We start from the raw sequence: 24,530 nt of genomic DNA on the forward strand, positions 1-24,530 counted from the left end.
TTGTCCTTTAACACTTAGCTTATTCTGTTTCAAATAAGAAAGCAACAGCTTCATAAGCTCCTAAAGTCAATCTATCAGCATATTGGACTGGTCCATTGCCAATCAACTTAGTCGCTGTTCGACCACGAAAGGCCTGAGGTAATTCAATTTCTACATTTCCGTCATAAAAATGTCCTAGAACTAGTAATTGTTGACCCTCATACTCTCTTACAAAGCCCATAATACTAGGGTGATCCAAGAATAAACCGCTGTAAGTCCCATCTGAAATCACATCATAGTCCTTGCGCAAGCGAATGAGCTCTTGATAATAGGTATAAATCTTACCTTCCGCCAATTCCTTCTCAACATTAATAGTGGGATAGTTAGATGCAACTTCTAGCCATGGCGTAGCCTTGGTAAAGCCTGCATGGGTTGTCCCATCCCATTGCATAGGTGTGCGACTGTTGTCGCGGGATTTAGCCTGAATGATGGTCATGGCTTTTTCATGGGAATAACCCTTATCCCTCATGATTTGATAGTTATTGTGTGTCTCTACATCATTGTATTGAGTCAATTCTTGGTAGCCTGGGTTAGTCATGCCAATTTCTTCACCCTGATAAATATAAGGCGTCCCACGCAATAAATGGGTAACTGTTGCAAGCAAGGTTTGGGTTTGATAAGGATAATTTACCACATCTCCAAAACGGTTGTTAGATCGAGGTTGGTCATGATTATTGAAGAAGAGGGCATTCCATCCCTGTCCGTCAGACATGCCTGTTTGCCACTCATCTAAAATGCGCTTAAGCTCTATGAAATCAAAAGCTGGATTGGACCATTTTTCCCCATTCTCATAGTCAACTTTGAGATGATGGAAGGAGAAAATCATAGACAGTTCTTGATCTTTAGGGTTAGTATAGCTAATCCCATTTTCAATTGTAGTAGAAGACATCTCCCCAACTGTGACGATTTCTTGATCCTGCCCAAAAGTAGCTTGGTTCAATTCCCGAATCCAAGTATGCACAATAGGCGTATCTGTATAGAGGGACTTCTCCTGACTAGAACCAGGAGCTTGGCTATCAACCAATTCTTCTGACTTGCCAATAACATTCAAAACATCGAATCGGAAACCCTTTACCCCTTTTTGACGCCAAAAATTCACCACTTGGTGGAGTTCTTGCCGAACCTGAGGATTGTGCCAATCTAAATCTGCCTGCGTCACATCATAAAGATGTAAATAATATAAGTCAGTCTTGCCAAACCTTTCCCAGGCAGGTCCGCCAAACTTAGACTCCCAGTTGGTTGGCAAACTACCGTCAGCCTTAGCAGGTCTTAAATAGAAGTAAGCTTGATACTTAGGATCCCCAGCCAAGGCTTTTTTGAACCATTCATGTTCTGTCGAGACATGGTTTAAGACCATGTCGAGCATGAGTCCAATATCTCGTTTGCCAGCTTCCGCCACTAACTCTTCAAAATCTGCCATAGTCCCAAAGGCCGGGTCAATGGCACAATAATCCGAAATGTCGTAGCCATTATCATGTTGTGGGGAAGGGTAAAAAGGGTTCAACCATATTAAATCAATACCTAGACCCGCTAAGTAGTCTAGTTTTTCGATGATACCACGTAGGTCCCCCATCCCATTCCCTGTCGTATCTTTGAAGGATTTAGGATAGAGTTGATAGACAACCTTTTTCGATAAACGCATAAGAACCTCCTTTCAAAAGGGCTAAGATAATTATCCTAGCCCCATAGCCTTTACTTGTTAAAGAATGGAATATCAAAGTCAAGAGCCTTGTTTTCCAAAAACTTGAATTGACGATTGAAGAAGAGTGTTACAACGAATGGGACCACTAAAGCGACTGCCATGCAGACAAAGAACATAGCCATAGATCCCGGTTGAATTGCGAGAAATCCTGGTAACCCCCCGACTCCAATAGCGTTAGATGTAACCTTATAAGTCGTTGCAATCAAACCCGCAATACTAGAGCCAATCATGCCGGCAAGAAATGGATAGAGATACTTTAGGTTAACCCCAAAGAGGGCTGGCTCAGTAACCCCTAAGTAACATGAAATAGTGGACGGCACTGTAATTTGGTTTTGCTCTTCATCTTTGCGTGTCAACCACCAGACAGCTAAAACAGCGGAACCTTGTGCAATGTTAGAGAGGGCAATCATTGGCCAAAGACCTGTCCCATTGAAACGAGCGATGAGTTCTGAGTCAATCGCGTTAGTCATGTGATGAAGACCGGTGATAACAAGCGGCGCATAGAAGGCACCAAAAATAGCACCAAAGAGCCAAGAGAAAGTGCCGGTCAAACCTGCTCTAACAACCTGTGAAATCCAGTCACCAATTGTCCAACCAATTGGACCTAAAACTGTATGAGCCAAGATTACTGCAGGAACTAGGGCTAAGAATGGCACTAGAATCATGGACAGAACTTCAGGCACCACTTTACGCCAGAAGATTTCAAGATAAGATAGAGCCAAACCTGCTAAAATAGCCGGAATTACTTGAGCTTGATAACCAATAGCATTAAGTTTAAAGAATCCAAAGTCCCAGAATTTAAGTGTATGGTCTTTTGATGCCTGAACATAATCGTAAGCACTAGTTAACAGTTTTGGTGATACAAGGGTAATCCCAAGGACAATCCCCAGAATTTGAGTTGTCCCCATCTTACGTGTAACCGACCAGACAATTCCTACCGGTAAGAAGTGGAAGATTGCTTCACCCGGTAACCATAAAAAGTCATTAACCCCACTCCAAAACTTGGAAACATTGACAATTGTGTTATAGAGTATAGTGCCATCTGGATTAAATTGTGCTTGTCCATGCACAAATTTCTGTCCTAAAAATTCAAGTGGCACATTTCCTAGGATGTTACGAAAACCTAAAATCAAGCCACCTACGATAATGGCTGGAATAATTGGGGCGAAGATCTCTGCCATAGTGGTCATAACTTGCTGTAAGAGACTTTGGTTCTTCTTAGCAGCAGCCTTGACTTGATCCTTACTAGCCTCACCTACACCAGAGACCGCTTGGAATTCTTTGTAGAATTCAGAGACCGCATTACCAATAATGACCTGGAATTGGCCCGCTTGAGTAAAGCTACCTTTGACAGATGGTAGCGCCTCGATTGCCTTAACATCTGCCTGACTAGGGTCAACCAAGGCAAAACGCATCCGTGTTGCACAGTGGGTCACTGCTGAGATGTTTTCCTTGCCACCAATTAAGGACAATAATTGCGTCGCATCTTGTTTGAAGTTTGACATCCTTTTTCCTCCTTTTAAACTTGTCTGTACAAATTTATAATTTCATTGTATCACTTATCACAGTGAATGCAACCCTTTTTTGTAAGAGTTTTCTTATTGTGAAAACATACTTCCATAATAAATCAGCTGTAACTGACTTATGAGTCAATTACAGCTGATTTTACTTTATTATTTTCATTTAGTTTTCATACTCAACCACTAAATATCGGTTAGGTTCAACCCCTTCAGAATGGGTCTTAACATGTTCGATTTGACTGAGATGAGAGTGAATTTGCTTACGCTCGAAAGCTGGTAGAGGATCTAAAATCACCGCTTGCTTAGTCTTAAGGACTTGGCGTGCCGTACGATCCGCAATACTTTCTAAGATGCCTGCGCGACGATCGCGGTAGTCACCCACATTAAGCAGAACTGCTACGCGACGATGATGACCACGGTGAACCATCACTTGAGCCAAGGATTGCAAGGCATCAATGATTTTACCGTGCTTCCCGATAATCAAACCAGATTTGTCTGTTTCAATATTGAAATGTACTTCGCGGGAACTTGCTTCTACACTAACCTTTGCTTCAGCGCCAAAAGCCTTAATGACATCTTCAAGGTAACGTGCCACTGCTTCGAGGCTAACTGAACCTTCGGTTTTTTCTTCGGACTCAACCACTTCTTCTGTTTCTTCCACAAGAGCAGCTTCTTCAATAAGTGGACTCACTTCTTGGCTTGGCACAGTTGGCTCAGCAACTGTTTGGCTTTCAAGAGCTACAGTTGCTGCCACTTCTTCAACTTCTGTGGTTTCTTCAGCTAAGTCGTTGAGCGAGATTTTAGTTTTGGCACTAATTTCAACAATGGCATCTTGTTTACCAAAGCCGAAGAGACCCTTCTTACCTTCATTAATGACAGTTACCACCGCTTGATCTTCAGTGATATTAAGTTTTGATAAGCCGATTTTGACTGCTTGTTCCACGCTAGGTGCTTTAATCGTAACACTGTTATCTAACATAAAAGAACGCTCCTTTACCTATACTAACTATTTAACCTTCTTCAGCGCTTTACGTAAACGACGCTGACGGGCTTTTTCTTCTTGGCGTTTTGCTTCTCTTTGGGCAATAATCTTGTATGGATTATAGAAGATAAAGGTTTGGACAACCCGTACCGCATTGGATACCACCCAGTAGAGAGTAACCGCTGCTGGGAAGTTGAAGGATACCAAGAGAATCATGGCAGGTGCCACATAAGTCATGGCTTTGCTGGCGCCATTTTGGATAGGATTAGCCTTGACTGTTAAGTATGAGCTATACCAAGTTAAGACTGCTGCTAAGATTGGTAAGATGAAGTATGGATCTGCCTTACCCAAGGCTAACCAGAGGAAGTGGCCATCCCGTAAAACTTCAGTTCGAGCAATTACCTGATAGAGAGCGAACATGACTGGCAATTGAATGAGAAGCGGTAAACATCCTGCAAATTGGTTAACACCGCGTTCTTTCATCAAATCCTGTTGAGCCTGCTGGAGGGCTTCCATGGACGCACGATCTCGGTTAGGGAATTGTTTTTTCAGTTCTTCAATTTCAGGTTGGATTTCAGCCATTTGGAATTGCGAATCCATCTGCATCTTGGTCAGAGGGGTTAATGCGACCAAAATAATAATGGTAAAGAGAATAATACCTAAGCCGTAACTGCCTCCCAGTAAATTGGATAACCAAATAATGAATTGAGAGAGGGGGTAGATGATGTAGCCATCCCAGACACCACTACTGTTGGCATCGACATTTGATGTGGCACCGCAACCCGCTAAGAAGATTGGCAAGGCCAAAAGCATGGCTGCTTTCATCCATCGCGATAAATTTTTCATTGAAACCTCCTATGAATGGGATGATAATAACTTTGCAACGGTCATGACATGACGCAAGGATTGACGCACCGTAGCCTGATCCTTGTCTTTAATATCAGGTCGAGCAATGAGAAGATAATCATAGTCGTGGGGGATCTCATGCTCTAAATCCTGCAAGGATTGACGGAGATAACGTTTGACCTTATTGCGCATGACAGCATTCCCGATACGTTTTCCAACCGATAATCCGACGCGAAAATGTGCTTGTTCAGGTTTCGGATAGACATAAAGCACTAACTGCCGGTTGGCGTAAGTCTGGGCATGGTGATAGACATGTTGAAATTCACGTTCTTTCTTGATTCGATAAGCTTTCTTCATGGTCTCTCCTTATTCTGCCTCAGGTGCAAAGTATTTCTCCACTATTATACCGTATTTTGCAAGCTTTTACATCTATAATTGTGTTTTGGAGCGGTTTTTCTTTTCATCTTTTGTAAGCTTATGCCTATTTACTTAAGTTTATAAAACGTAATGGTTGCTTTTTATGATCTCATCCTTTATACTATAAAAAGTAACCATTACTTTTATAAAGGAGAAGAATATGAAACGTACTTTATTTTTATTACTGAGTCTCTTTGCACTAGCAGTGAGCCCCGTCTCTGTTTTTGCCCACGGTAACCATTCCCACCATGAAGTAAAACCGCATCAGAAAGGTGTTTTTGAAGACAGTCAAGTCTCTGACCGAACCTTAAGCGACTACAGTGGTGACTGGCAATCTGTCTATCCTTATATGGAAAGCGGAGAACTGGATATGGTCATGCGCTACAAGTCTAAGGCAGAAGGCGCAACCAAGACTTTCGAAGAATATAAGGAATACTACCTAGCGGGTTACAAGACAGATGTCACTCGAATCGTGATTGACGGCGATAGCGGCAAAATTACCTTCTATAAAGGTGACCAAGCTAGCACGGCAACCTACCGCTACGATGGCTATAAGATTCTGACCTATAAATCCGGTAAGAAAGGTGTCCGCTACCTCTTCACAGCCGAAGGTGACAGCCAAGGAGCACCTAAACACATTCAATTCTCTGACCATGAGATTGGGCCTACCAAAGCCGAACACTTCCATATCTTTGCTGGTGACCAAGACCACGAAAAATTATTGGAAGAAATGGAAAATTGGCCAACCTACTACCCAAGCGATCTTGATGTCTATGAAATCATCGATGAAATGATTGCCCACCATTAATATTATAAAACTAGGCTACGAGATTAATAAATCTCGTAGCCTAGTTTATTTTTTAAGTTAGTTGAAGAACTCCATCAAGCTGTTGAAGGATTTCTGGATGTAAGTGATGTGTAACCATGATAAGCGTTTTATGTTTTTGTTGGATAAGTAAATTTTCTATTTTTAGCATAGTTTCTTGGTCTAATCCAGATGTACTTTCATCCAATAAAAGAATAGGTTTATCATGTAAAAGGGCACGGGCAATAGAAAGTCGTTGGAGTTGTCCGCCAGATAATAGACTGCCTTTGTCACCTATCTTTGTATTTAATCCGTCTGGAAGCTGAGAGATTACTTGTTTTAAATCAAGAGCCTCTAAAATTTTATATATGTAGTCGACCGATAATTCTTCTCCAAAAGTCAAATTTTCTAAAATAGTACCCTCAATTTGACTATCGTGCTGATTAATATAAATCATATTTTCATAAAGTGAATCATAATCTACATCTAAAATACTATTTTCTCCATAGCGTATAGTCCCTTGATAGTGCCTATTTTTACCTGCTAATAGGTTCAACAAAGTAGATTTACCTGAACCACTATTTCCAATAATGGCGTATTTTCCTCCCATCTTAAACCGATATGATAAACCAGTAAATAATGGATTCTCTTGATAGGCAAAACTAATATTTTCTAGGCTTAATTCGTCTATAGGTGTTAGATTTTGAGAAATATAATGAGCTGGTTCTAATGCCTCAAATTTATCGAAAATAGGCTTGCTACTCTTGATAATGGCAAGATACTGGCTAATGTTACTTACTGTATTAAAAATATCACCCGCTAAAGAAGCAGTTGCTGATAAAGAACCAATTGTAACGATTTGTTGAACTGCTAAATAACCAGTCAAAGCATAAAGAGAGAACTGACTCAATATATTTCCTAGACCGCTTATCACAGTCACCCAACCAATTTCTTTCTGATAATTATTTTTTTCTTGAGCCAGATGATCTGATGCCTGTTCTGTCCTCTTGATAATATAAGAAAACTTTCGATAAGAAAAAATTGTATCATAGGCCATTAAATAGTTACCAATCTTCTGTATGAATTCCTCATTTGCTTGAGCCACTTGACGAGTGGTACCTTCCATCCTCCTAGAAAATAATTTGGGGATAAAAAGTAATACAAGAACCAGACTCGCCGTTAAAACAATTAAAGACCAATGCATAGTTAGGAGAGCAATTCCAGATGTAATGGCATTAATAATTCCTCCTATCAAGGCATACAGGGGAACCAAAGACTGTTTTTCGATTAAGTCCATATCATTGGTGAACCAAGAAACATATGATTGAGATTCCTTAGACTTGAAATCTTCATAGCTAATTTGGCTAATTTTTTTCAGTACTTTAACCCGTAGAAAGGTTGTTTGCTGCTGAATTAATTTGCTCTGATATCTTATTTTTAAGTAAGTCATTCCTAGCATTATCAAATAGGCCATCAATAAATAGCCCATCGTCTGCAAAAAATTGATAAGATTTAAGCTAATAAGCGCATCTAAAATAAAAATTTGCATCAAGCTAGTCGCCGTTAGCGCGAGCGCATTACCTAACAAGATGACTAGCATTAGGAGATTTTCCTTCCAAAAATGTTTGATGAGCTGTTTCATTTATATTCCCTACTTTCTCTTTATGTCAAATTTCTATTTTGTTTCACATTTACATTATTAATTCTATCGCTTAAACTATAATCATAGATAAAAATGTCGTATACGACATAAAGGGGAATTACAGATGGAAATTGGTGAAGCTCTATATTATTATCGTAAAAAATTAGGCCTAACAATGGAAGAAATGTCCGTCGGTATCGTGACTCCTTCGTTTTACTCGAAGGTAGAAAAAGGTATCCACCGTATTTCAGCTGAAGATTTATTTAATATTCTTAATACACATGGCATTGATATCACGAAATTTGTAAGATCTGTTAATATTTCAAGCGATTCACTTGGTTTTGATCGTGCGCAGCATCAAATTCTTCAATACTATACACGCTATCAAAGTCAAAATCTAATTCAGTTGAAAAGTCAATTTCAAGGTGATAATAGTCTTAATCAACTTGAAAAAGATTTACTTACGGCAATTGTTGATGTTTATCTGGCCGACTTAAACGATGATATATCCATGGTTGCAGAAAATACCAAACATTTTCTGCAAGATAAGCTTTTCAACGCTGAAAACTGGGATAGCTATAAATTATCTTTATATACTAATATTATGGATTTATATGACCTAGAAGCTAACCGTCAAATGATTTTTTCTATACTTCGAAAAAATCTTGATGCTTATACAAGTAAACAACGAATGATGATATTAGCAATTCTAAACAATTTAATTTATACTTGTATCAGAGAGAATGAAGATGAATTAGCTCGCTACTGTCTAACAATCATAAATAAAGAAGTTACTTTATACGAAAATCTTCCAGAAAAAATACATGCGCTATTTTACCAAGAACTATTAGCCTATCGAGCTACTCCACACTCTTTACATGTAGATAAAATTGAACGCATCATTGATTCTCTTAGTCTATATGGGCTCGAGGAGACTAGTCATCAATTTCGGAAATTCTATGAAGAAAACAAAAGCTGTGAATGATAGCATTCACAGCTTTTATTCATTACCCAATTTCTAATTCTAACTTCACTCGAATCTTCACTGTGGTTTCCTCCTTCCAATCTATTAGGTGAGACTAGAAATCACAATGAATAGATAAGTGATTTTTAAATTAAGTTAAGTAACTCAGAATTATTTAAATATAGCGCCGGACTCTTTTCATGTAGTCCTTGTAGCTTTTTCCAAACTTTGCTAGACACCATCTTTCTTCAGAGAGAATAATCCAATGTGCCGAAATCTGGAAGATTAAGACTATTATCAACATTGGTACAGACTGTGTTAAGAAAGACATTCCTAAGAAACAAATAAAATAGGCCACATACATCGGATTTCTTGAAAATTTATAAATACCGTTAATATTTAACCCATTAATATCTGGCAATGCGAAGCATACAAGAGAAATTGCACATAATAGGATACCTACTATAAAAAAGACAGTTCCGCAATAAAATAAAAGTGAATCCTCAATTTTTACTGATGAGACTATTAAGCATATGAACAATCCAATATTGGACACCTGATAAATGTAATATGCTATTTTTTCTGATTTTTGTAGTGGAGCAAAATATGCAGCTCGCTGTATCGCTTCCCTCTTTATGATTGCTAATAATCCGAATCTTACTATTAAGAATAGCAACAAAAGCCAAATCCCAGCCATTATCATCTCTCCTCAAAAGTTCATCATTTATTTAACCCAAGTCACTAATTGATCCAGTGACTGACGAGTCTTTCGAGGAACTGAGCCAAGTCCATAGCCGAAAGACACCATGACAGAGACTCCCCATTCACTAGGATCTATTAGACCACGTTCAGTTAACAAATCAGTCACTGCCTGACGATTGAAGCCTTCCATAGCTAGAGAATCAATGCCTCGCAAGGCTGCAACCTGCATCATCTGTGCTAGTGCCAGATAGGATTGCTTGCTGGCCCAATCGAAAGTGGCACGTTCAGTGCTCAATAAGTCAAAATCTTCCTTCTGGAAGGTCTCGAAGCGTTGTTGCTTAAATTCACAGAAGTCCTCTGGCAGTCCTTGAATTTCCCGCATCATGTAACCAATATAAGGCGCATCATAACGTAAACTAGCTTGCGTGCGCGATAAAATGATGACAAAATGGCTAGCTGACGCTAAAGCTTTCTGAGCACCCAAGGCGATGGGAGCCAAGGCTTGCTTGAGTGACTCCGATTCAATGACTAGAAAGTGCCAAGGCTCAAAACCATAAGAACTAGGGGCTAATTGGCCAGCTTCTAAAATCAAGTGGAAATCCTGGTCAGAAATCTTACGATTGGGATCATAGTCACGGCAGGCATAACGTCGCTTAAGTAAATCTCGAATAGCTTCTGGGGTCATGATAGGGTCCTTTCTTTAGGTAGTTTACTATATATAAGAAGAAAGGCCGCTTCTGGTTTAGAAGCGGCCTGTTAAGGTCTCATAATTATTGAGCTAGACGTTTGCGTCCTTTTTGGCGGCGACGTTTTAAGACGTTACGGCCGTTTTTAGTGCTCATACGTTTACGGAAACCATGCACTTTTTTACGTGTACGTTTCTTTGGTTGGTAAGTTCTCTTCATGCGATCCACCTCCTGCTGCATTCTTGTGTAGAGTACTAGATTAGTTTAATGAAGTTAGGGCTGAAAGTCAAGGATTTTTGTAACTTTTGCTAAACTTTCTCTGTCTTAAGTAGGCACTGAATCCGACTCGCTGTGCACAAATATGTGGATAAGTATCATAACTTGTTCATAAGTCTTAACTATATCCACAAGCTATTTTGGATTTATCCACAAATTTTAAACTTATGCACATTTTAGCGACTTATGCACAGAAAGAAGTTGATAATTACCCTAAAAGCTTATATAATAAGGTTTGTATGACTTTCACTTATGCACACCTAACTGTGATTTTCTCTCTAAATGGCCTTTATCCACACTTTCCATGCACCTGTGGATAAGTTTCCGTTCATATGTGGATAGAGAGACTTATCCACAGAAACTAGAGATAGCAAGCCGATTATGCTATAATAGAAGTGATTGATTCTGCTTATGAAAGAGGTGACCCCGTCAATGGAAGAGAAAGAGCTCTTTTGGCAAGAACTCCTAGAATATATACGCCACTATGGTGGTTTAGACGAAAAGACTTTTGAAGCTTTCGTTTCTAGTGCTGACATCATGGAATTAACAGAAAACTCCTTTAAACTGCGCGTTCCCAATAGTCTTATTCGGAACTTCTGGGAACAAGGGAAGCTTAAGAATGTCGTAGTAGATTTTTCCTTATCTACCTTTGGTCGTCAGTACCAAGCCAAATATGTGGTATCTCCTTCTAAGCAGCAGGTAAATACTCCAGTAGTCCAAACACCTGTCCATATTTCTCCCTTGGAGATGGAACCCAATGAACCGAGTTCTTACAGTCGCTCCCAATTAAATCCTAACTATACCTTCTCTAATTTTGTCATCGGGGAGGCCAATAAAATGGCCCATGCAGCAGCCTTGACCGTCTGTGACGCGCCGGGAGAGACTTACAATCCTTACCTGATTTATGGGGGCGTAGGGCTAGGTAAAACTCACCTCATGCAGGCTATTGGGAACGAAATCCTTAGCCGCCAACCGCATGCTAAGATTAAGTATGCCACGACTGAATCCTTTACTAATGACTTTATAACCGCTTTAGAGAAAAATACAATCGAAGAATTCCGCCATATGTACCGGAAGATTGATGTGCTCTTGATTGATGATATTCAGTTTTTAAGTAATAAAAACAAGACGCGCGAAGAATTCTTCCATACCTTTAATGAGCTTTATAATCACGGCAAACAGATTGTGATGACCTGTGACCGTCTGCCAAGTTCCTTAAGTGGCTTAGAAGATCGACTGATTAGTCGCTTTGCTTGGGGCTTACAGATTGATATTACGCCACCAGACTTCGAAACGCGGATTGCTATCTTACGCAAGAAAGCAAGTAATGAATTCTCGGCCGATACCCTGCAATATATCGCCAGCCATGTGAATACCAATATCCGGGAACTAGAAGGTGCCTTGACGCGGGTCACAGCCTATGCGACTATCCACAACCGCGAAATTACCACTAATTTAGCGGCCGAAGCCCTATCTAGTCTCCTCAATGGAACTCCAACTATGGGCGATAAGCTATCCATTGATGAGATTGTCACCCAGGTTGGACGCTACTATAATGTCGAAATAGATGAATTAAAGGGTAAGAAACGGACTAAGGAAATCGTTCATCCCCGTCAAGTTGCCATGTATCTCTGTCGTGAATTAACGGATGTCTCCTTCCCTAAAATTGGTGAAGCCTTCGGCAAGCGTAATCACACCACCATTATCCATGCCTATGAGAAAATCAATGACGAATTACAACATAATGCTCGACTAAAACAGGAGCTCAGTGAGCTCAAACAAAAACTAGGTCAGTAAGCTTGTTGATAAGTCTAAACACTTGTGGATAATTATGCACAGGGTTTTCCACATGCAAAAATCCCTTTATCTTCCCACTCAAAACAGTCTTCCACAGAATCCACAAGCCTTATGATGAAGAAGACTATATATATTTATCTTATTATATTTATGAATAAAAGGAGTCGACCCACTATGCATTTTTCGATTAACCGTGATTACTTCATTAATCAACTCAACCATGTAGCACGGGCTATTCCAGGTAAAGCAGCTATTCCTGTCTTAACTGGTATGAAGTTAGAACTAAAATCAGATCGATTGATTTTAACTGGTAGTGACGCTAGCATTTCCATTGAAAGTGTCATTGAAACAAGCCAAGAGGCAGCCCAACTTCAAGTTACTAGACCAGGTAGTATTGTCTTATCAGCACGCCTCTTCATTGATATTGTGCGCAAGCTACCAACTAATCAGGTAGAGATTGAAGTTCAAGACCACTATAATGTTCAATTAACATCAGGTAAAGCGGTCTTTACTATCCAAGGGGTCGACAGTAGCCAATACCCTGTCTTACCGGAAACAGATGAAGATAAGCCTGTCACCTTACCAGGTCTACTATTTAAGAAGTTAATCAACCAAACTATCTTCTCTGCCTCTAACCAAGAAAACCGTCCAATTTTAACTGGTTTGAATCTTTCTTTCCATGATGGTTATTTGACTGGGGTCGCAACTGATAGTCATCGCTTGAGTAAACGCGATATTCCAATTAAGGATCTCAATCCAAGTCTCAAGGGGCTGAATATTACCATTCCTAAGAAAACAGTGATTGAGTTGACTCGTATCTTAGATGACGAAACTAATGTGACTTTTTATGTTATGGCTCAGCAACTAGTTTTCCATTTTGATAATCTAGTCATTTACTCTCGTTTACTAGAGGGAACTTTCCCAGATACTAGCCGCTTAATTCCAACTACTTACAATACAGAATTAACCGTCAACACCCAATCCTTCAGCCAGGCTTTGGAGCGGGCAGCGCTCTTAGTTCATGTGGCTAAGTCTAATGTGGTTCAACTCAAAATGAGTCAAGGCAGTGTGGCGCTTCTAGTACAAGGTATTTCAATTGGTCAGTCTACCGAAGAGTTAAGCTATGATAGCTTGGAAGGGGACGACTTAACAATTGCCTTCAACCCTGATTATATGCGTGATGCCGTCAAATCATTTGGTGATACCACCATTAAATTAGGCTTTATCTCAGGTGAACGGCCATTATTGCTCCGCGAAGATAAAGTTGAAGAAGGTCACAATGACTTGATTCAACTCTTAACGCCAATCCGTACTCACCACGCTTAAAATCTAAAACTAAAAAAAAGCGCCTTTTTAGGCGTTTTTTTATTTAGCTAACTATTGGGCTTATTTGCCAGAAAAATTGCTTAAATCGAGAAAAAAGAGTATAATTAGAGGGTAAAGGTCTAAAATCAAGATAGGTTAAGGTGATAAAATGGCAAGACAAGAAATAAGCATTGAGTCAGATTTCATTACCCTAGGACAGGTATTGAAAAATGAAGGCATCATTGCAACAGGTGGCCAAGCCAAATGGTTTCTGTCAGAAGAAAAGGTCTTGGTGAATCAGGAGCAAGAAACACGCCGAGGACGCAAGCTCTATCCAGGGGATCAGGTCACCATTCCGGCTTTGGATTTTGATGCCTTGATGGTTGCAGATGAAGCTTAAGACCTTAAAGTTAAGCCATTTTCGTAATTACCAAGGGATTGAGCTTTGCCTAGGACCGGGTTTAACTATTCTGACAGGTGAAAATGCCCAGGGCAAGACTAACCTCTTAGAATCGATTTTTCTCTTGTCCTTGGCTAAAAGTCATCGAACGAATCATGACAGCGAAATGATTGAGTGGGACCAAGAACAGGCACGGATTGAAGCGGTTATTGAAACCAAGAACTATGAAATTCCCCTGGCTTTAACCTTGACCAAAAAAGGCAAGGTAGCTCAGGTTAATTATCTGGATCAATCGAAGCTTAGCCATTTTGTGGGGCAATTCAATACGGTGCTATTTGCGCCAGAAGATATGCAACTAATCAAGGGGGCACCTAATTTACGGCGTCGTTTCCTAGACATCGAGTTAGGTCAGGCCAATCCCATTTATCTTAATCACCTCTTAACCTATCAGCGTTTGCTTAAACAGCGTAATAGCTATCTCAAGCAGGAGGGACGGGGCAAGAAATTCGATCAAGTCTTCTTTGAAATTTTGACTGAGCAACTATGCCAAGAAGGTGCTCATTTGATTCAATATCGCATGGAATTTCTTGAAAAATTAGGGCAAATCGCTAGTCCTATCCATCAGAATCTATCCAATGGTCGTGACCAGTTGCATCTTGAATATGTCAATGGTAGCCAAGTTTATCAGCCTTTAACCTTAGAGGAAAGAATCAAGCAACTCCTCGATCAAGCTAGCACTTATGCCAGTCGTGAGCGTGATCAAGGAACGACCTTGTTTGGGCCTCACCGCGATGATTTTATGACCTATGTAAATGATAAAAAAGCCCAATTCTTCGGATCTCAGGGTCAGCAACGTACCATTGTCTTGAGTTTAAAACTGGCTGAAATTGAGCTCATTAAACAAGCACGAGGCGAATATCCCGTTCTACTCTTAGATGATGTCTTATCAGAGCTAGATGACGATCGCCAACATATTTTGATGTCTTATATTAAAGATAAGGTCCAAACCATCCTGACGACTGCGACGATTAAGGGCCTTAAACTACATCAGTTGCCTTATGCCGAGATTTTCTATATCTCAGCAGGTAACATCAGTAAAGGAGAACACTATGACGGAACAAATGCAAGCACCCCAACAGTATGATGCGGGTCAGATTCAGGTCTTAGAAGGTTTAGAAGCCGTCCGCAAGCGTCCCGGTATGTATATCGGGTCTACCTCGATTGTTGGTTTACACCATTTAGTTTGGGAAATTGTGGATAACTCAATCGACGAAGCCTTGGCTGGTTATTGTGACCATATCGAAGTAACCATTGAAGCCAATAATAGTATTACCGTTCAAGATAATGGGCGGGGGATTCCTGTTGATATTCAACCTCAAACAGGCCGTCCAGCGGTTGAAACAGTCTTTACGGTCCTCCATGCCGGTGGTAAATTTGGCGGTGGCGGTTATAAGGTGTCGGGTGGTCTCCACGGTGTGGGGGCATCTGTCGTAAACGCCTTGTCTACTGAATTAACCGTTCAAGTTTCGCGTGACGGGAAACTCTATCAACAACGTTACCATCGTGGAGCCGTTGAAGGCGACCTCGAAGTTATCGGTCAAGCTACAGAAACAGGGACCAAGGTCAACTTTTTACCAGACCCTGCTATCTTTACTGAAACAACGGTCTTTGAATATGATCGTTTGAAGAAACGGATTCGCGAGTTAGCCTTTCTTAACAAGGGTTTGCGGATTACCATTGAAGATAAGCGTCTGGATCAAGAAGAAAAAGATAGCTTCCACTATGAAGGTGGGATTAAGAGCTATGTACAACATCTTAATCAACATAAGACGCCAATTTTTGAAGAACCAATTTACATTGAAGGCGAAGTCGATGATATCCAAGTCGAAATTTCCATGCAGTATACGGATAGTTATCATACAACCATTTTGTCCTTTGCCAACAATATTCACACCCATGAAGGGGGTTCTCACGAAGCCGGCTTTAAGACGGGTTTAACGCGGGTTATCAATGATTATGCACGTAAGATGAACTTAATCAAGGATAATGACGAGAATCTAACCGGTGAAGATGTCCGTGAAGGTTTAACCTTGGTTCTCTCTATCAAACACCCAGATCCTCAATTTGAGGGGCAAACCAAGACAAAATTAGGTAACTCCGAAGTAAGAGCCATCACAGACCGACTCTTCTCCAATGGGTTTGATGTTTACCTTATGGAAAATCCTAAAGTGGCACGCATTATTGTCGATAAAGGGATTTTAGCGGCTAAGGCTCGTATGGCGGCCAAACGTGCGCGGGAAATGACAAGACGTAAGTCAGTTATGGAAATTAGTAACCTACCTGGTAAATTAGCTGACTGTTCTAGCCGTGAAGCGGAACTCTGCGAATTATTTATCGTTGAGGGGGACTCAGCCGGCGGTTCGGCTAAGCAGGGTCGTTCGCGTATGTACCAAGCCATTCTACCTATTCGTGGTAAAATCCTTAACGTTGAAAAAGCGTCCATGGATAAAATCCTTAATAACGAAGAAATTCGTTCCCTCTTTACTGCTATGGGGACTGGCTTCGGGGGAGAATTCGATGTCGCTAAAGCTCGTTATCATAAGCTTATTCTCATGACCGATGCGGACGTTGATGGGGCTCACATCAGAACCCTACTCCTGACCTTGATTTATCGCTATATGCGTCCACTTTTAGATGCAGGTTATGTTTATATTGCTAAACCACCGCTCTATCAAGTTAAACAAGGTAAGCGTGCTATTTACCTAGATACTGATGCAGAACTCAAGGAGTGGCAAGAAGAAAATCCTAACGCGCGCTACACTATTCAGCGTTATAAGGGTCTTGGGGAAATGAACGAAGACCAATTATGGGAAACAACCATGAATCCAGAAAATCGCCGTATGTTACAGGTGACGGTGGAAGATGCTATTGAAGCGGAAGCCGTCCTGGAAATGTTGATGGGTGACGATGTAGAACCACGGCGGGCCTTCATTGAAGATAATGCTGTCTATGTCGAAAACCTTGATATCTAGCAGGCTGCGACAAGGAGAAAGGAACTAATAGTATGAGTGAAAGCTTTGATCATACACCGCATAATTATGAGGTAGTCAATCTCTCTAACGAGATGCGGACTTCCTTCCTAGATTATGCTATGAGCGTCATTGTTTCTCGGGCCTTGCCTGATGTACGTGACGGACTTAAGCCGGTTCACCGCCGTATTCTCTACGGGATGAATGAAATGGGAGTTACTCCGGATAAACCTTATAAGAAATCTGCTCGTATCGTCGGGGACGTTATGGGTAAATATCACCCACACGGGGACTCGGCGATTTATGAAGCCATGGTCCGGATGGCCCAACCTTTTAGTTATCGGGAACTACTAGTTGATGGGCATGGTAACTTTGGTTCTGTCGATGGCGACGGGGCAGCGGCAATGCGGTATACTGAAGCGCGTATGTCTAAGATTGCCATGGAAATGCTCAAGGATATCAATAAGGATACCGTTGATTTCAAGGACAACTATTCTCAAGAAGAAAAAGAACCTGTAACCCTCCCCTCTCGTTTCCCTAACGTCTTAGTCAACGGGGCAGCCGGGATTGCGGTCGGGATGGCAACCAATATTCCGCCTCATAACTTAGGCGAAACCATTGATGCCCTCAGTCTTTTGATGAAAAATCCAGAGGTGTCAGTTAATGAGCTGATGGAAGCTTTACCTGGACCTGACTTTCCAACAGGCGGGATTGTCATGGGAAAATCAGGTATCCGCAAGGCCTATCAAACTGGTAAAGGCAAGATTATTGTTCGCAGTCGCGTCGAAATCGAACAAATGGCCCATGACAAGGAACGAATTGTTGTGACCGAGATTCCCTATGGGGTCAACAAGGCTAAGTTAGTAGAGCGGATTGCCGAATTAGCACGAGAGAAGAAAATTGAAGGGATTACCTATGTAGCCGATGAATCAGGCCGTGAAGGTATGCGGATTGTCGTAGAAGTAAGACGCGACACCAGTGCCAATGTCGTGCTCAACAATCTCTATAAATACACTGCCCTTCAAGTTACGTTTGGCTTCAATATGTTAGCCATTGACAAAGGTGTTCCAAAGATTATGAGCCTCAAGGAAATCTTGACCAAATATTTGGAATACCAAATCGAAGTTATTCGTCGTCGGACTGAGTTTGAAAAACGCAAAGCCGAAGATCGTGCTCACATCTTAGAAGGTTTGCGTAAGGCATTAGACTTCATTGATGAGATTATTGCCATTATTCGTGGCTCTCACGATACAGAAGTAGCCAAGGCTCAGTTAATTGAACGTTTTGAATTCTCGCCAATTCAGGCCCAAGCAATCCTAGACATGCGTCTAGCTCGCTTGACTGGTTTGGAACGTGAGAAGATTGAAGCAGAATATAACGATTTGATGGAATTAATTCGTCGTTTAACTGAAATTTTGAGTTCAGAGGCCAACATTATGGCTATTATTGAAGACGAATTGGCAGATATCAAGAATCGCTTCCCAGGTGAGCGTCGGACGGAATTACGTGTTGGCGAATTGACCAGCATCGAAGATGAAGACTTGATTGAGGAAGAAGATGTCTTGATTGCCTTGACCTCTAATGGTTATATCAAGCGTATGACCCAGGATGAATTCCAAGTGCAAAATCGTGGTGGCCGTGGGGTCAAAGGCATGGGGATGAGTGATAACGACAATATCCAAACCCTCGTTTCCTGCTCGACTCACGACAGCCTACTCTTCTTCACCAATAAAGGGAAAGTCTACCAAAGTAAAGGTTATGATATTCCTGAATATGGTCGGACTGCCAAGGGGATTCCAGTGGTCAACCTCCTCAATATCGAGAAGGAAGAATACGTTAAGGAAATCATTGCCCTTCATCCAAGTCAAGAAGATCAATACCTCTTCTTTGTAACCAAGAATGGGATTGTGAAGCGTTCTGACGTTAACGCCTATGCCAACATCCGCAATAATGGTTTGATTGCCCTTAACATGCGCGAAGACGATGAATTAATCAACGTCCTAGTGACGAATGGTCAGCAAAACATTATTATCGGAAGTCACAATGGTTATGCTATGACTTTCTCAGAAACAGATGCCCGTATCATGGGCCGGACAGCGACTGGTGTACGTGGGATGAAACTGCGTGAGGGTGACTATGTCGTTGGGGCTGCCGTCTTAAATCCTGAATCCAATGTTTTAGTTGTAACCGAGCGTGGTTATGGTAAGCAAACCCCAGCTAGTGAGTATGCTGTTAAGAACCGAGGCGGTAAAGGGATTAAGACCTCTAATATTTCTGCTAAATCTGGTCAGCTGGCTGGTATTGTAGCGACTGAAGGTGATGAAGACCTCATGGTGATGACCGATCAAGGGGTTGTAATCCGCTTCAATATTGCTAGCATCTCTGTCACTTCACGCGCTACCCTTGGGGTCAAAATGATTCGTCTAGATGATGGAGCTAAGGTAAGTTCTATTACCAAGATCATGAAGACAGGTGAAGAAACTCAAGAACTGGCTGAAACGGAAGTAGATACCGAAGAAGCCAAGGATGACTCGGATTCTGAAGAAGAATAAGAAGTTCAATCAAGAAGTTGGGTCCCTTTATTGGGAGCCAACTTCTTTTGTTGTCTTAGCATAATTTGACATGATAGTTAAGAAGGGATAAGATTAAGACTTAGAGAAAGGTTTTGAGAGAGGGGGATTATCCCATGAAAACTTGGCAACAAGTCTGGACTCTGGTTGGAGTAAAATTTAAGCAGAGTTTTGCGTCTGTCAAAATATCACCTATGATATATATAACGATTTTATATCCAGTAATAATGAATTTTATTCTTCCAAACGATGTGAGTTCTATAGAACGACAAGGCTTTGTTATGATTATGTTTTTTTCCTTTTTAGGTAGCGTGTCTCCTATTACGCTTGCTATGTTGAATTTAACTGAGGATAAGGAGCATAAAACTTTACGTATTTTATTAGATAGTCATGTTAGGCCTTGGGTTTATTTACTGTCCCTAGTAATTATGACACAGATTACTATGTGGGTGACAGTAATGATAAGCTTGCCTTTAATGAACCTAGATTATCAGTATTTAGGCTCTATTTTTGGCATGATTTTCCATTTTGGTATGTGCTTTCTAATTTCTAGTATCTTGGGATTGATTTTTGGTTTAATCTTTGATCGGTCTGCAACAGCAAATGCTGCAAGTATAGTCCCCATGTTAGCCATAGCCTTTATTCCTTTATTTAGTAGAATGAATGACCATTTAGCAGGATTGATGCCTTATTTTTATACTGGACGTGCCAATGCCTGGTTACTTCATTTAGATTATGGCGGTTTGGGGATGGATTTGTTGGTTTATGGCGTTTGGCTACTAGCTAGTCTGATTGTTTTGACAATTTCTTATCGACAAAAACGGAATCGACTCTATCTATAAAAGGAGGATGAGGCCATGAAGTTATGTGAATGGCAAGATGTGATGAAGCAGTCGCAGAATGGCATGTTACTCAAGGATTTGAATTTTAGTATTGAAGCAAGGCAGCATCTAGGAATTAAGTTCACGCAAGATGAACGGCAAATATTCTATGAGCTTTTGGTGGAGCGCGAGCGACCAACTAGCGGTCAAATCAACCGTAGTTTTAAGTCGATGGCAAGCTGTCGCTTAGATGACGGAGTCTATGAAGGTCAGACAGTTAAAGTAGCTGTCACTCTTTTTAGTCGTTTGACTGGCTATGCTGGAAATTTGTCAGAGCTCTATGAGGCCTTCGCCTTATCGGATTTAGTAAATTATCGTATCAAGGATTTGACGTCTGATCAGCGTCATCGCTTGCAGTTGCTACGAGCCACTCTTAAGCAACCAGATTTGCTCTACCTAGAAAGCCCCATTTCGCTATTAAGTCATGACGGTGTAGGTCTATATCTTAAGGCTTTGGATTATATCAAGTCTCTCTCCCTAACCCTCTTGATTACGGCTACCTCGCTAGAAGAATTAGTTCTCCTTAATATCGTGACCTATCGTTACCAGGTTCAAAATGGATTAGAATTGGTAGATGTCTCAGAGGAAGAATCGGATTCAGAAGGTAAGGAAGCAGAGGAATTAACGGCGACTGAGCTCAACCGCGTCTTTAAGGTTGCCTGCAAACTTAGTGATAAGACTGTTTACTTTAATCCAAATGAAATAGATTATATTGAAAGCATTAATAGCGTATCGACTGTTCAAGTTAATGGTGATTCTTATCCGACTGCCATGACCTTGTCTGACTTAGAAGATAAGTTGAAGCACTTTGGCTTCTTCAGATGTCATCGATCTTACCTGGTTAATCTCCAGCGAATTAACGAATTGGTGTCCTATTCTAAGAATTCTTATACTTTGATTCTCAAGAAGCCTAAAGAAACACTCTTACCTCTGTCGCGTAGTCGATTGGACTCTTTGCGACAATTAATTGAATTATAGCCATTTATGAGGTACCACTCAGCCCGTTTTTTCCACACTTGGGCCGAGTGGGCCTCTTTTTGACTTTTTGGCCGTACGTTTGGGCGATTTTTTACGTCAAAAGTCAAAAGTCGGTGTAGACTATAGTCATCAAAGCAAATACCAGAAGGAGGCAGTCACATGTCACACACATCTGTTATCGAGGTACGCGACCTCGTCAAACAATTTAAAAATCAAACCGCGCTCAATCATTTAGATTTTTCAGTTGAATCTGGAGAAATTTTTGGATTTTTAGGACCATCAGGTGCAGGTAAAACAACCACCATTAAAATCTTAACTGGTCAACTACTCGCTAGCTCAGGTGAAACTAAATTATTAGGAATAGCAACTGATGCTCTGACTCAAGATATCTATCAGGAAGTCGGAATCGTCACGGATAACTCAGGTCTCTACGAAAATGTTTCTGTCTATCATAATATGAAGTTTTTCGCCGATCTACTTAAGGTTGATAAGAAGCGGATTGACTTCTTACTTGAACGCGTTGGATTGGCTCAAGATAAGAAGAAACTTGCCCGCCGTTTATCGAAAGGGATGCGTCAGCGTCTAGTATTGGCCCGTGCCCTTCTCCATTCGCCTAAGGTGCTCTTCCTAGATGAACCAACTTCCGGTTTGGATCCAGCAACTGCTCAAGCCATTCATAAGTTACTGAAGGAAGTGCAAGCTGAAGGGACCACCATCTTCCTCACAACACATAATATGGAAGAAGCGACTAAACTCTGTGATCGAGTGGCTCTCCTCAATGATGGGAAGATTGTTTCGCTCGATACGCCAAGAAATACTTGCTTAAACTTTAAGCGAGAACGCAAGTTAGAAGTAGGCTTAAAAGACAAGAGTCAGGTAGTTATTAATCAGGATCCGGCAGGGATTGCGCAACTGAATGAATGGTTAAGCCAAGACTTAGTCGAAACCATCCATTCCAATGAACCAACGTTAGAAGAAGTATTTATTGCTAAGACAGGGAGAGAATTACTATGATGAACTTACACAAAATCTGGACTATTTCAAAATTCAAAATTTACCAAATCGTTGTTAATATGCAGATTTTACCTATTTTGTTAATGGGTATGATCATGCCGGTTGCTATGAATTTTATCTTACCTCGAACGGATGAATTTGCTCAAGGAAATGTACGTAGTATCATGATTATTTCCATGGGTTTCATCTTTATCGCAGGAATGGGAAGTGCCATGACTGGCATGATGAGCTTAGTTGAGGAAAAGGAAAAGAAAACCTTGCGGGTCTTGATGACTTCAACGGTAACAAGCTTAGAATTTCTCATTGCTACCCTACTGCCAACGGTTGTTCTCTTAATGTTACTCAGCTACCTCTTGATTCCTTTATCAGGTATGAGCTTTACTGATTTATCTCTTCTTAAGTATGGGATTGTCAGCCTATCAACCATTGTTTCTGGATCTATTATTGGCTTTATTTCAGGAATTTTCGCTAAAAATTCATCTGAGGCTACAGCCTACAGTATTTTCCCTTTGATGATTTTAATCTTAGTTCCTTTCTATTCCATGTTTAGTGAACCTTTGGCTAAGGTTGCGCCCTATCTATACACTAACTTCTTCTTCAGTTGGGCGCGTAACTTTGCTGATGCTAGCTTACCTCTGCGAGAAGTCTTAGTAGCTTTAGCTTGGTTGTTAGGTCTTAGTCTGGTTTTCGTTCTACTCTATCGTCACAATGGATTAGAAAAAGAATAGGGGGAAACTCTTATGTCATGTACTCGTCCTAATCGGCTAATCAATATGGTTTTACTTGTTGTCCTTCTCTTAAGTCTTTTGATAGAAGTCACGATAGGATCAAGCACCAGCCTTTGGTTATCCATTTTAGGAAATCCATACTTGCAGCGTGCCATCGCCATGGCCATCATTGGGAACTTTTGCTATAAGTTGTGTCGTCAGGAATGCTAAGTAACTCCATCCCCCTTTTTGGGGGATATTTTTGTTAATAGACTTATGGGAGATTCTTCTGATTATAGCTTGCAATTCTTGCTAGGCTCGCGTATAATTAATAGATGTGAGTATGTGACTATTTCCATACTCTCCTTGCTCTTTATGAGCCAATAGTCCAAAAGGAGGTGCAGTCAATGAGTCAAGCAACTAAATACGAAATCTTGTACATCATCCGTCCTGATTTAACAGATGATGCTAAGAAAGAATTGGTCGAGCGTTTCAATTCAATCTTAACTGAGAACGGTACTGAAGTTGTTGAATCGAAAGACTGGGCGAAAAAACGTTTTGCTTACGAAATCAACGACTACAAAGAAGGTATTTACCATATCGTGAATGTTGTCGCTGAAAACGCACAAGGCATTAACGAATTCGACCGTCTTGCGAAAATCAACCGTGACATCTTACGTCACATGATCGTCAAAGTCGAAGCTTAATTGTTTCACGTGAAACATCTTGAGGGAGGAACCAACATGAATACTGTACAATTAGTCGGACGTTTAACCCGTGATGTTGAATTACGTTTTACCTCATCTGGCACTGCAGTCGGTTCTTTTACCATTGCGGTTAACCGTAATTTTACTAACCAACAAGGTGAACGTGAAGCGGACTTCATTTCGTGTGTGATTTGGCGGAAGGCAGCTGAAAACTTAGCTAACTTCACGCGTAAAGGTTCCTTGATTGCTATTGATGGACGTCTTCAAACACGTTCATATGATAACCAACAAGGTCAACGAGTATATGTAACCGAAGTGGTTGTTAACAACTTCGACTTGCTAGAATCTCGCTCTGTGACTGAACAACGCCCTGTCTCTAGTCCAAATACTGATCATCAAGCAGGTGCTTATGGTGCAGGTGGTGGAGGCGGATACCAATCACAGCCACAAATGAATCAAAATAACTATAATCAATCATTTTCTTCATCAAGTACTTCTCCATTCATGGATGAAGGTTACCCAATTGATATTTCTGAAGATGATTTACCATTCTAAGAATTA

The 24,530-nt window shown here is 40.8% G+C and carries 23 protein-coding genes; 14 read left to right on the plus strand and 9 right to left on the minus strand.

What is annotated here, in order from left to right; genetic code table 11:
• Positions 1-19 precede the first annotated feature (19 nt).
• From treC to rnpA, 5 genes are all read right to left on the minus strand, one after another.
• On the minus strand, positions 20-1,681 hold the full coding sequence (gene treC / locus HMPREF3093_RS07975; RefSeq protein ID WP_070756458.1) for an alpha,alpha-phosphotrehalase: 1,662 nt from the start codon (positions 1,679-1,681) through the stop codon (positions 20-22).
• A 50-nt stretch (positions 1,682-1,731) separates the two neighbouring features.
• Positions 1,732-3,246 carry a PTS system trehalose-specific EIIBC component gene (treP, locus tag HMPREF3093_RS07980; protein ID WP_070756459.1) on the minus strand — a complete coding sequence of 505 codons (1,515 nt, stop codon included), beginning with the start codon at positions 3,244-3,246 and terminating at the stop codon, positions 1,732-1,734.
• A 178-nt stretch (positions 3,247-3,424) separates the two neighbouring features.
• Positions 3,425-4,240: an RNA-binding cell elongation regulator Jag/EloR gene (gene jag / locus HMPREF3093_RS07985; RefSeq protein WP_070756460.1), complete on the minus strand. Its 816-nt coding sequence runs from the start codon at positions 4,238-4,240 to the stop codon at positions 3,425-3,427.
• Between the two features lie 27 nt (positions 4,241-4,267).
• A complete protein-coding gene (locus tag HMPREF3093_RS07990) occupies positions 4,268-5,089 on the minus strand; it encodes a YidC/Oxa1 family membrane protein insertase (protein ID WP_070756461.1) in 822 nt (273 codons plus the stop codon).
• 9 nt (positions 5,090-5,098) lie between these two features.
• Positions 5,099-5,446 carry a ribonuclease P protein component gene (gene rnpA / locus HMPREF3093_RS07995; protein ID WP_070756462.1) on the minus strand — a complete coding sequence of 116 codons (348 nt, stop codon included), beginning with the start codon at positions 5,444-5,446 and terminating at the stop codon, positions 5,099-5,101.
• Positions 5,447-5,666: 220 nt separating this feature from the next.
• Between rnpA and HMPREF3093_RS08000 the strand changes: the two genes are divergently transcribed.
• Positions 5,667-6,314 (plus strand): metal-binding protein ZinT, encoded by a 648-nt coding sequence (locus HMPREF3093_RS08000; protein WP_070756463.1) that lies wholly within the window; start codon positions 5,667-5,669, stop codon positions 6,312-6,314.
• Between the two features lie 52 nt (positions 6,315-6,366).
• On the opposite strand, the gene HMPREF3093_RS08005 is transcribed toward HMPREF3093_RS08000, so the two are convergent.
• Positions 6,367-7,953, minus strand: coding sequence for an ATP-binding cassette domain-containing protein (locus HMPREF3093_RS08005; protein ID WP_070756464.1), 1,587 nt, complete (start codon positions 7,951-7,953; stop codon positions 6,367-6,369).
• 124 nt (positions 7,954-8,077) lie between these two features.
• Between HMPREF3093_RS08005 and HMPREF3093_RS08010 the strand changes: the two genes are divergently transcribed.
• A complete protein-coding gene (locus HMPREF3093_RS08010; RefSeq protein WP_070756465.1) occupies positions 8,078-8,938 on the plus strand; it encodes a helix-turn-helix domain-containing protein in 861 nt (286 codons plus the stop codon).
• A gap of 154 nt (positions 8,939-9,092) precedes the next feature.
• Here the strand turns inward: HMPREF3093_RS08010 and HMPREF3093_RS08015 are convergent, their stop codons facing one another.
• From HMPREF3093_RS08015 to rpmH, 3 genes are all read right to left on the minus strand, one after another.
• Entirely contained in the window at positions 9,093-9,614 is a 522-nt protein-coding gene (locus HMPREF3093_RS08015; protein ID WP_070756466.1) for a methyltransferase family protein, read from the minus strand.
• Between the two features lie 27 nt (positions 9,615-9,641).
• Positions 9,642-10,304 carry an NAD(P)H-dependent oxidoreductase gene (locus tag HMPREF3093_RS08020; RefSeq protein ID WP_070756467.1) on the minus strand — a complete coding sequence of 221 codons (663 nt, stop codon included), beginning with the start codon at positions 10,302-10,304 and terminating at the stop codon, positions 9,642-9,644.
• Between the two features lie 85 nt (positions 10,305-10,389).
• A complete protein-coding gene (gene rpmH, locus HMPREF3093_RS08025; protein ID WP_023392574.1) occupies positions 10,390-10,524 on the minus strand; it encodes a 50S ribosomal protein L34 in 135 nt (44 codons plus the stop codon).
• 489 nt (positions 10,525-11,013) lie between these two features.
• Here rpmH and dnaA point away from each other — a divergent pair, with 489 nt between their 5' ends.
• From dnaA to ssb, 12 genes are all read left to right on the plus strand, one after another.
• Complete coding sequence (dnaA, locus tag HMPREF3093_RS08030; RefSeq protein WP_070756468.1) at positions 11,014-12,378, plus strand: chromosomal replication initiator protein DnaA; 1,365 nt, start codon at positions 11,014-11,016, stop codon at positions 12,376-12,378.
• Positions 12,379-12,552: 174 nt separating this feature from the next.
• Positions 12,553-13,704 (plus strand): DNA polymerase III subunit beta, encoded by a 1,152-nt coding sequence (gene dnaN / locus HMPREF3093_RS08035; protein WP_070756469.1) that lies wholly within the window; start codon positions 12,553-12,555, stop codon positions 13,702-13,704.
• A 148-nt stretch (positions 13,705-13,852) separates the two neighbouring features.
• Complete coding sequence (yaaA, locus tag HMPREF3093_RS08040; protein ID WP_023392577.1) at positions 13,853-14,083, plus strand: S4 domain-containing protein YaaA; 231 nt, start codon at positions 13,853-13,855, stop codon at positions 14,081-14,083.
• A complete protein-coding gene (recF, locus tag HMPREF3093_RS08045; protein WP_070756470.1) occupies positions 14,073-15,227 on the plus strand; it encodes a DNA replication/repair protein RecF in 1,155 nt (384 codons plus the stop codon). Before yaaA ends, recF begins: the two co-directional genes overlap by 11 nt.
• The gene (gene gyrB, locus HMPREF3093_RS08050) at positions 15,193-17,115 is read left to right on the plus strand and encodes a DNA topoisomerase (ATP-hydrolyzing) subunit B (RefSeq protein ID WP_070756471.1); all 1,923 of its coding nucleotides are present in this window, start codon (positions 15,193-15,195) and stop codon (positions 17,113-17,115) included. Before recF ends, gyrB begins: the two co-directional genes overlap by 35 nt.
• Before the next feature lie 32 nt (positions 17,116-17,147).
• Positions 17,148-19,664 (plus strand): DNA gyrase subunit A, encoded by a 2,517-nt coding sequence (gyrA, locus tag HMPREF3093_RS08055; protein ID WP_070756472.1) that lies wholly within the window; start codon positions 17,148-17,150, stop codon positions 19,662-19,664.
• A gap of 134 nt (positions 19,665-19,798) precedes the next feature.
• Positions 19,799-20,524: an ABC transporter permease gene (locus tag HMPREF3093_RS08060; protein WP_070756473.1), complete on the plus strand. Its 726-nt coding sequence runs from the start codon at positions 19,799-19,801 to the stop codon at positions 20,522-20,524.
• A gap of 15 nt (positions 20,525-20,539) precedes the next feature.
• Positions 20,540-21,541, plus strand: a complete 1,002-nt coding sequence (locus tag HMPREF3093_RS08065) for a LytTR family DNA-binding domain-containing protein (RefSeq protein WP_070756474.1) — start codon at positions 20,540-20,542, stop codon at positions 21,539-21,541.
• Between the two features lie 159 nt (positions 21,542-21,700).
• A complete protein-coding gene (locus tag HMPREF3093_RS08070; RefSeq protein ID WP_070756475.1) occupies positions 21,701-22,555 on the plus strand; it encodes an ABC transporter ATP-binding protein in 855 nt (284 codons plus the stop codon).
• A complete protein-coding gene (locus HMPREF3093_RS08075) occupies positions 22,552-23,283 on the plus strand; it encodes an ABC transporter permease (protein ID WP_070756476.1) in 732 nt (243 codons plus the stop codon). The genes HMPREF3093_RS08070 and HMPREF3093_RS08075 overlap by 4 nt, the downstream gene beginning before the upstream one ends.
• 386 nt (positions 23,284-23,669) lie before the next feature.
• Positions 23,670-23,969 (plus strand): 30S ribosomal protein S6, encoded by a 300-nt coding sequence (gene rpsF / locus HMPREF3093_RS08080; protein WP_070756477.1) that lies wholly within the window; start codon positions 23,670-23,672, stop codon positions 23,967-23,969.
• A gap of 36 nt (positions 23,970-24,005) precedes the next feature.
• Positions 24,006-24,524: a single-stranded DNA-binding protein gene (gene ssb, locus HMPREF3093_RS08085; RefSeq protein WP_070756478.1), complete on the plus strand. Its 519-nt coding sequence runs from the start codon at positions 24,006-24,008 to the stop codon at positions 24,522-24,524.
• Positions 24,525-24,530: the final 6 nt, after the last annotated feature.

Origin of the sequence: Abiotrophia sp. HMSC24B09 (assembly GCF_001815865.1) — a bacterium.
Taxonomy (GTDB): domain Bacteria; phylum Bacillota; class Bacilli; order Lactobacillales; family Aerococcaceae; genus Abiotrophia.